This window comes from Colwellia sp. 6M3 (assembly GCF_014077595.1).
In the GTDB taxonomy this organism is placed as follows: domain Bacteria; phylum Pseudomonadota; class Gammaproteobacteria; order Enterobacterales; family Alteromonadaceae; genus Cognaticolwellia.
The window spans coordinates 1-7926 of record NZ_JACGWF010000129.1; the positions used below are offsets into that span (position 1 = coordinate 1).

Genomic DNA, 7926 nt, shown 5'->3' on the forward strand with positions numbered 1-7926 from the left:
CAGACGGTTGTCGATTTTTTTACGCAAGTCATGCAAATGGATAATTTTACTTTGCGGCAAGAAGCCTTAGAATGAGGGATAATTCACTTTTATTGGTTAAAAGTGAACCCCGAAACTTGAGTATTAAATGTAGTAACGCGGAAAAAATTAAACTTTTCCTTTACCACAAGCTTTATCAATTTCAATAATATCGCAGCATTTTCGACTTAAATGTCATTCATCTTGAGTTGCCTGCCAGCCTAATATATCGACGATTTACCATTAACTAAAATAAACTCTCCATTTAGTCCGCGATTACCCTATAAAGCTTATCTATAACAGCGTAGGATGAACTTACTTTAGACAAAAATTTAGGTTTGCACGTCAAGTGCACTTATATAAAAAATTATGCAACTAACAGCAAAAGCATCACTCAATCACGCATTACTCATCTCGATTTGCACACCGCAGTTTAAAGGTGATGAAGCAACAGAGTCACTGGCAGAACTGGCGCGTTTAGTAACAACTTTAGGGTTTAAGGTTGTTGGCACACAGTCGCAAAAATTGAGTTCAACGAATAAAGTTAATGTACTTGGTTTAGGTAAGCTTGCTGAAATAGCGCACCTTACCGGTAACAAAGGTGAAGTTGAAGAAATTGAAGCAGCAGATGACTTATCTAATGACGTACCAAAAGAAGTAGTCGATGAAACACTACTTACAGCTATGCCTTCAGATATTCCGTCAGAAAACCTGCCGTTTGCCTGTGCTGATGTCGTGGTATTTGATTGCGATTTAAGCCCATCCCAACTCCGTAATGTAGAGAACCAATTGGGCGTAGAGGTATTTGATCGAACCGGTATTATTATTGAAATATTTAGTCGCCATGCTCGTACCAAAACGGCGAAATTACAAGTGGAAATTGCTCGGCTTAATTATGTCGCACCGCGCCTTCGTGAAACATCGTCTGGCGATAGAGATCGTCAAATGGGTAAAGGTGCAGGCGAAACGAACCTTGAGCTAAACCGCCGAGCTGTTCGTGATCAACTTGCAGACCTTAAGCGCGAATTAGTCAGCGTTCAACATGAAATGAAAGGCCGACGCACCCAACGTTCAGAGCTTTTTTGTGTCGCGCTAGTTGGTTATACCAATGCAGGAAAGTCATCAATGATGCGAGCGATTACAGGCAGTGATGTCGAAGGTGAAAACAAACTATTCGCTACACTTGATACTACCGTTCGTGCGTTGTACCCAACGGTTCAACCTAGAATACTCGTGTCAGATACCGTAGGTTTTATCAAAAAGCTACCGCACGACTTGGTCGCGTCTTTTCATTCAACCCTAGCCGAAGCGCATGATGCTTCATTATTGTTGTATGTGGTTGATGCTTCAGATCCTGGTTTTCGTTCGCAGCTTGATGTGGTGCATGAAGTACTTGAAGAAGTAGGCGTCGAAGATAGTAAGAAATTATTGGTACTGAATAAATCTGATCAACTAAGCGCAGAACAAAAACAAGCTTTAATGGAAGAATTTCCTGATGCCATGATGACATCTACTCGCAATCCAGCTGATATTAGTAAGTTACATCAATATATTGTTAATACGGCACAGGAAGAGATGATTGAAGATGAAATCATTATTCCCTATACCGCTAAAGGTATTATAGGCGAAATTAGATCAAGCATGAGTGTTACCAAGGAAGAATACGAATATAGCCATATTAAGCTCACCGTGCGCTCAAAAGCTATAGATTTAGACAGGTTAAAAAAACGCATGTTAAGTTTAGAAGATGATAAGTAGTTTGTAACGACTTTGAGGTCTTTAATTACAGCATAATGCCTAGTAAAGACTTATACGATATAAAGAGGGGCACATAAGTCAATTGTGACTCTGTTCCCTCCTAATCAACTTATTTTAGCCTAAGCCTATTAAAAATATAGCCGTGGTTATTGTGCTGTTTTTTTTCTGCGAATATACAATGTTCTATTCAATTTAGCGACAAGTTCACCTTGCGCGTCTTTAACGTAAACGGGAATTTCAGGCAGGTACTTCTCACCTTGAGCTGTATGCGCCAAAATATCTTCAATAAACGCATCGGTAATGATAAATTCGGCAGTCACTGTGCCCTTACCTGGTTTAATGTAGTCAATATCAGCTGACTTATCCCAAACAACATAATCTTTACCTAAGCGTGACATAACCAATAACATACAAAAAGGATCTGTCATGGCATATAATGATCCTCCAAAATGTACGCCAACAGCATTTTTATTAAACATGTTGAGTTTTAAGCGCACTTTAGCTTTACGAAAATCGTCAGAAACCTCTAAAACCCGAATTCCTGTAAATAGGAAAGGCGGCCAAATATTTAAAAGTAATTTCATTTGCCAAGCTTTTTTAAACATATTACTTCCTTGAAAAGCTGTTATTGTCTAAGTACCCATATAAACCGTATGGTTTATAACATCACACTCATCAGACCAGAAAAAGTATTATGACGTGTTAGGCCAATAAAACCAGTAAAATAGACAATCATTTACAACTAGCTCTTTCAACCTAGCGCATAACCCCCTATAATTTTCCATAAATTGAACGCTGATGTAGAGATTAAAATTAATGCCTGAACAAAATGAAGAACTAAAAAGAGCCGGACTAAAAATTACTCTGCCGCGCATTAAAATTTTGGGCATTTTACAAAATCCAAATAACCAACACATCAGCGCTGAAGATGTATATAAAATTTTGCTTGAGCATAATGAAGAAATTGGCTTAGCGACAGTATATCGCGTGTTAAACCAATTTGATGATGCAGGGATTGTAACTCGTCACCATTTTGAAGGTGGTAAGTCTGTATTTGAACTTAGTCATAAGAAACACCATGACCATTTGGTTTGTTTAAACTGCGGTAAAGTTATTGAGTTTGAAGACGATGTTATTGAACAACGCCAAGAAGATGTTGCCAAGTTACATAAAGTAAAACTCACCAACCACAGTTTATACTTGTATGGCGAATGTGAAGATGAGGAAGCTTGCGAAGCTTACCGTAAAGCACAGTTCTAAAGTTACAAATACCTTATATGAAAAAAGCCCTAGTTATTTAATTAACTAGGGCTTTTTTTCACATCTAAACTTTTTTTTACATCTAAAACAGTTACACATGTGAATTTAATTTTTATATTACTCTCGAGTAACGATTACTGAGTTTACTCGTTGGGCTGACACTACATTAGCTTACTTTTATTATGTTAAAATTTTATAAGTTTAGTCAGAGCTAAACTCACCAACGCTCGATACTCCATTGCACTGCCATCATCGCAATTAACAATGAGCCAACGGGCATAATGCCTTTACTATAGAGCTTGGTGTTACGCAATAAAATCAACACTGGCAACAATATCGCAAGTATCGCTAATTGCCCAATTTCCACGCCTAAATTAAAAGCTAAAATACTTAGCAGTTGTTGATCTGCCGGCAAACCGAGTTCACCAAGTACCCCAGCAAAGCCCATTCCGTGTAACAAACCAAAAGCAAAAGTTAGCCAAGCTAAACGTAAAACAATCGGCCAAATATTATTTAATGCCGCAAATAAAACAGAAATAGCTATGCCTAACTCCACCCAGCGACTACTCGGCGTTAACCAACCTAATGCGGTAGCGGTTAATGTTAGAGAATGTGCCAACGTAAACGCACTGATAATCCAAACGGTATTCGTTAAAATAGTTTTAACACTTGTTATCGCTTGCCATTGATTGTCTTTACGCTGTAATACCGCCGGTAACAATAGCGCCAACAGGAATAGAATATGATCTATGCCTATCCAAATATGGATCATTCCCTGATAAACGAACTGTGTGAACGTTGTCTGCCAGCTACCTTCTTTTAAATCTAAGGTGACCTCTTGAGTGTTATCGTCTAAAACAAAACTGTGCATATTGTTGCCATCACCAATATTCAATAACATTTCATGGCTACTGTCTAAGGCAAATATTGCCTTGTATTTTACAGTGAGTGGTCCGCTGATCGCACATTGACCTGAAAAGTCAGTTACAGCGAAGGCTTCGTTAGCATGATCTTGTAACCGCTCTACAGCGTTAAAACTAAGGTTACATAAAAGGTTGTCTCGACTGAGTAGTAAATGCTCTGCTAAGTAACCAGCTATTTCAGCTTGGCGATTTTTTACTTCACCCCAAGTTAACTCACCGTTCGCATTTAAATCTAAGCCCACGGCTAATTCTAAATCTGTTAAGCTCAATTGCCATTCGCCATTAATGCGACCTGTGTCGTCCATTTCGGCAATAATGTAACTGGTGCTTAATTGGTGAGCGGCGACCGAATGGGTCAATATAAGTAAAAGTACAACAAAGCATATTTTTAACCACTGCGACATATTTGAACTCACTATTCTAATTATTGGATTGAGAAGTTGTAAAGGTAATACCTGGGTTATATTTCCAAGGATGTCTGTGCTGCTTTAGCCCGCTCAAGTATCTGTTTATCTGGGCCTAATTTAGCCTGTTGCCAATTAATTTTTGCCCAATGTAACGCCTTACTCGCATCGGGTGAAATATCTAAATAATATCGGGCAATATCGGCAGCATGTGCTGTATCATTGCGCTGCAGGCGTATTTCAATGCGTTGTGTTAGTCGCTGTTGCCATGCTTTGCTTTCCGCATTATGGTTTGAGTTAAGAACTGAATCAAGCGGCAAATTAAGACTTTGTTCTGCTAAAGCAAGTCGTAATAATAACGCATCGTCAAAACTGTCGCTGGCCAGCACAATAGGCCCAAGGTTATCTAATACAATTTTTTCATGTTGTTGTTCTAAATGAATATCTGCCCACAAGGCTAAATAACTGATTGGCATTTGCGCTAGCGGGTAACCCGACAAATGCTTAATGGCTTGTTCGGGTAAATGTTGGCGTTGAGCCAAGTCAGCTAAAATTTGATTCAACCAGATAGCTTGTTCTCGCGGAATTTCTCCAGCAACATCGACTAGTTGATTTAACTGCTTATAACTCTGTGCAACTTGCCCTTGTTCAGCATTAATTTCCAATACACATACACTGCTAATAAAAAGGCTACCCTGCCCTAACACTTGTAAGCAAGCTCGTTTGGCTGCGGCTAAATCACCTTGCACCATATGAATATTAGCTTTCATTAACCATGCACTAACATGATCAGGTTTTTTTAGTAGTATTTGGCTGAGTAATTGCTGAGCTTGATCAAATTGATGATAATGCTGTAATACATTGGCTGAATAATACTGTAGTTCTATATCATTTGGCTCTGCTGCGATTAAAGGCTTAAGCAATGCACTGGCTCGACCATAATATCGGCTTGCTAAACCAGGTTTACTTGCATCACTGATCAACTGAGCGATAAAAACTTTAGGTTGTTCTGCGGGTTTAGGTACTGTCCAACGAGCAACAATACTTTGATCTGATTTGGGAATGTAGCTGTTTGAATATGCAGGATTTACAATGGAAATAAAAGCCAATATCAATAAACTTTTGTAGCGTTTTAGCAATAACTTCATGACATTATTTTTGAAGCGTTTGTTCAGCGTTTTAATGCGATAAGCTATATAATTTAGTATTGGCATATTATCATCCATAAAAGGGCGCCTTCCTTGGCGCAGTCAAGCTCTATATTACTGTGGAAGTAAGTCGTCGTATGCTGTTGGATCTTCAACATCTTGAATAAACGCACGACCATTTGTCGATAGTGGCTTATCCGTTGATTGCTGATTAAAGGCTGCACGACTATAAGCAGCAAAAGACACTTCAAGTGCTTCAATAGTAATGTTAACCGTACCAGTAACGGGAGCATTTACGCCATCAGTTACCGAAAAGGTGAAGCTATCACTACCTGTAACTTCATCATTAGGCTGGTAAGTAAAGCCACCGTTGCCTGCGACAGTTACCACTCCTAACATTGCCTGTTGATCTAAGCTAAAGCTTAAGCCATCGCCATCGGCATCAGAAGCACTTAACATATCAGTGATAGGTGTTTCTGTTTGCGTAATCAAATCAACCGTTATAGTTGTAGGTGCGGCGTTAGGCTCCTCAGCTTTTTCTTTGTAGCCATCGTTACAGCCGGCAAGCACTAATGTAGCGCCCAAACTCAGGGCTAACAACTTAAGTGGACGACGTGCATTGGTTTTCAATGCTGTATTGTGTTTACGATAATTCATCATAGTGTTCCTTATTCAGAACCTGGTAAAGGCATAGCTAAGTATGGAAAACTTGTTCCTATCATAGATGCATTACTAGGAGCTCCATCAGTAAAAGATACATTACCAACACTTGCATCTTCAGGCGCACATAAACCTAAATCAGTATCAGTGCCATTAACCGGAATTGGGTAACATAAACGACCCATCACAACACGAAGTGCGATATCAACCACATCATCACCTGGACGACGGCCATTTGGGAAACCAGCTAAATCGTCACCAGCAACACCAAATGATGACTGCATGTCAGCGGAAACAGCGGCAATACCAGTGTTTAAACGCAACATTTCAGAGGCAGTAACTGTCGACATTTGATTCACACCAGGAAAACCCGTCAAGAATGCAGTAACTAAATCAACACGTGGGAAGTTAGTTGGCGCTAAGGTTTCTATGTTGGCACCAAGCGTAGTATTCACCGCATCTTTGAATAAAATATTCAGCAACTCAGGTAATGTAGGATGCGTAACATAATCAGCAAACTGTCCATCATTACTCGGGTGAGACGTTGAAAATTTATCTTTATCCGCAATACCTATCACTAGCTCGTTTACTAAAGGAGAACCAAGACGTGAAACTTGTGTCATTGCTCCGCCATTAACTTCAGTATTATCGAAACTAGCATTTGGGTTTAAAATTCTAGCTTGCGGTAAACTTGCAGAAGTCCAGCTACCAATAACACCATTACCGTCACCTGTTAAACAAGCGGTAGGTACTTCAATAGCAATACTGGTCACATTTTTATCGGCTAAATCATCATTCATAGCAGATTGTGTAATACCACCTGGGAAACCAGCGGCATCGCCTGCACCCGGAGCACTATCGCCTTCAACAGGAACGAAATTAACTAAATCAAATACTTTACCTAAGTTAACGGTAAAAGCATCTTTACGTTGACCAACAAAAACTTTTGCCGGTGCATCACAACCTGGGATTGCCGCTGTATAAATATGGCTGTTTGCATAAGCCATGTACTGCGCTTCATTGCTGAATGTTTTATTACCGATGTAATCTAAAGGCTTAGAAAAACTTGCTCCGCCAGAAGTGGTATTAGTAACATCAACGGCAGTGCCTTCTCCCATAGGTCCAGAAGTCATTTTAACCGTATAACTCTCAGAGAAGTTAGCCGCAGATTGATCCGCCATGCTAATGCCACCAACATTTTTAAGCGGTACACCAACTGATTTTTTTGCACCTTCAGGACCTACCATTAAGGCGATACCTGCATTATTGTTACCTAACATTTGGCTAAAATTGAAACTAAAGGTGATATCTTCTACTGCATCACCGTCGTTATCGATATGAATATCATAAGATGCTGCTGGATCCATAGCGAAATAGTTTGGTCCACCGTAAGCATCTTGCAGAGGAATGTAATTTGCAATTAACGTGACGTAATCGCCACGACCTTCTTCATAACTATTGAATGCGTAAAAATCTGTGGAATCTACTGTTGGCATACGCGTAAGATTTGGTGCTTCACGATGACTTGATGCTGAAACAGCTTGAGACAAAGTTGCACTCATTATTACTGAGGCTATAAGCGTTATTTTAAATTTTTTCATGACGTTTCCTTTTAATTTTATACTTCTTAATGGTTACTTTCTTGAAAGCTCATATAGTTAAACGGTTGAAAATCAGTATTGGATTCAAAAAAAGTCATTTAATTTGCAATTATATTTTTAAATCCAAGTATAAAAACTTAAGTATATGTTAATT

At 39.2% G+C, this 7926-nt stretch carries 7 protein-coding genes; 2 read left to right on the forward strand and 5 right to left on the reverse strand.

From position 1 onward, the window contains the following. Nucleotides 1–387 precede the first annotated feature (387 nt). Nucleotides 388–1776 (forward strand): GTPase HflX, encoded by a 1389-nt coding sequence (gene hflX, locus H4J50_RS17735; RefSeq protein WP_108456820.1) that lies wholly within the window; start codon nt 388–390, stop codon nt 1774–1776. 146 nt (nt 1777–1922) lie between these two features. On the opposite strand, the gene H4J50_RS17740 is transcribed toward hflX, so the two are convergent. Then, nucleotides 1923–2381: a DUF4442 domain-containing protein gene (locus H4J50_RS17740; protein WP_108456821.1), complete on the reverse strand. Its 459-nt coding sequence runs from the start codon at nt 2379–2381 to the stop codon at nt 1923–1925. A gap of 211 nt (nt 2382–2592) precedes the next feature. Between H4J50_RS17740 and fur the strand changes: the two genes are divergently transcribed. Further along, the gene (gene fur, locus H4J50_RS17745) at nt 2593–3036 is read left to right on the forward strand and encodes a ferric iron uptake transcriptional regulator (RefSeq protein ID WP_108456822.1); all 444 of its coding nucleotides are present in this window, start codon (nt 2593–2595) and stop codon (nt 3034–3036) included. A 217-nt stretch (nt 3037–3253) separates the two neighbouring features. Here the strand turns inward: fur and H4J50_RS17750 are convergent, their stop codons facing one another. The 4 genes from H4J50_RS17750 to H4J50_RS17765 are packed head-to-tail and all read right to left on the reverse strand — an operon-like array spanning nt 3254 to nt 7772. Then, nucleotides 3254–4363 (reverse strand): HupE/UreJ family protein, encoded by a 1110-nt coding sequence (locus H4J50_RS17750; RefSeq protein ID WP_182257536.1) that lies wholly within the window; start codon nt 4361–4363, stop codon nt 3254–3256. Nucleotides 4364–4419: 56 nt separating this feature from the next. Further along, nucleotides 4420–5589, reverse strand: coding sequence for a lipopolysaccharide assembly protein LapB (locus tag H4J50_RS17755; RefSeq protein ID WP_259366293.1), 1170 nt, complete (start codon nt 5587–5589; stop codon nt 4420–4422). 36 nt (nt 5590–5625) lie between these two features. Next, nucleotides 5626–6171, reverse strand: coding sequence for an Ig-like domain-containing protein (locus tag H4J50_RS17760; protein ID WP_310733281.1), 546 nt, complete (start codon nt 6169–6171; stop codon nt 5626–5628). 8 nt (nt 6172–6179) lie between these two features. Further along, a complete protein-coding gene (locus H4J50_RS17765; protein ID WP_108456825.1) occupies nt 6180–7772 on the reverse strand; it encodes a DUF4331 domain-containing protein in 1593 nt (530 codons plus the stop codon). Nucleotides 7773–7926: the final 154 nt, after the last annotated feature.

Coding starts and splice junctions, on each gene's coding strand:
- hflX (WP_108456820.1), top strand. CDS start 388: ATGCAACTAACAGCAAAAGCATCACTCAATCACGCATTACTCATCTCG.
- H4J50_RS17740 (WP_108456821.1), bottom strand. CDS start 2,381: ATGTTTAAAAAAGCTTGGCAAATGAAATTACTTTTAAATATTTGGCCG.
- fur (WP_108456822.1), top strand. CDS start 2,593: ATGCCTGAACAAAATGAAGAACTAAAAAGAGCCGGACTAAAAATTACT.
- H4J50_RS17750 (WP_182257536.1), bottom strand. CDS start 4,363: ATGTCGCAGTGGTTAAAAATATGCTTTGTTGTACTTTTACTTATATTG.
- H4J50_RS17755 (WP_259366293.1), bottom strand. CDS start 5,589: ATGGATGATAATATGCCAATACTAAATTATATAGCTTATCGCATTAAA.
- H4J50_RS17760 (WP_310733281.1), bottom strand. CDS start 6,171: ATGATGAATTATCGTAAACACAATACAGCATTGAAAACCAATGCACGT.
- H4J50_RS17765 (WP_108456825.1), bottom strand. CDS start 7,772: ATGAAAAAATTTAAAATAACGCTTATAGCCTCAGTAATAATGAGTGCA.